Annotated in this window: 1 pseudogene; it reads left to right on the forward strand. The window is 45.4% G+C overall.

From position 1 onward, the window contains the following. Positions 1-544: pseudogene (locus tag AC27VX_RS23850) on the forward strand (T9SS type A sorting domain-containing protein); the annotation flags it as partial.

Consider the following 544-nt stretch of genomic DNA (forward strand, 5'->3'; position numbering starts at 1 on the left):
GAAAACATTAGGTACTGCCGCTGACGAAGAAGCCAGAGCGGTTATCCAAACCACAGATTTAGGATTCGTAGTCGCCGGAAATGTTCAGAACTCTTCCAAAGGCTACGGTTCTAAAGATGTCCTGATCATCAGGCTGGACAAAGACGGAAAAGAACTGTCCCAGTTAATCTGGGGCGGAAAAGGACTTGATGAAGTTGAAAAAATGATCCCAACGAAAGACGGCGGAGCTTTACTCGGAATTTATTCCAGAAGTTCAGCGGTACAAGGTAAGACATCTCCCATAAAAGATGCCCAAAATACATCGGACACCCGACACCTGAGTATTGTACAAAAGCAAAGCGACAATTTCGGTGAAGGAGATTATACCGTGCTTAAAATCGACAGGAACGGAAAAATTGAATGGGAAAAAAACTTCGGTGGCAAAGGGGATGATCATTTAAGAGCTCTTGCGCTCACCTCAAATGGTTATGTCATCGGAGGAGAATCAAGGTCGGAACTCTCCGGCAATAAAACGGTAGGAATTGAGCAGGGAACGGACCTGTGG

The organism is Chryseobacterium sp. 14P4.3.2, from assembly GCF_057799275.1.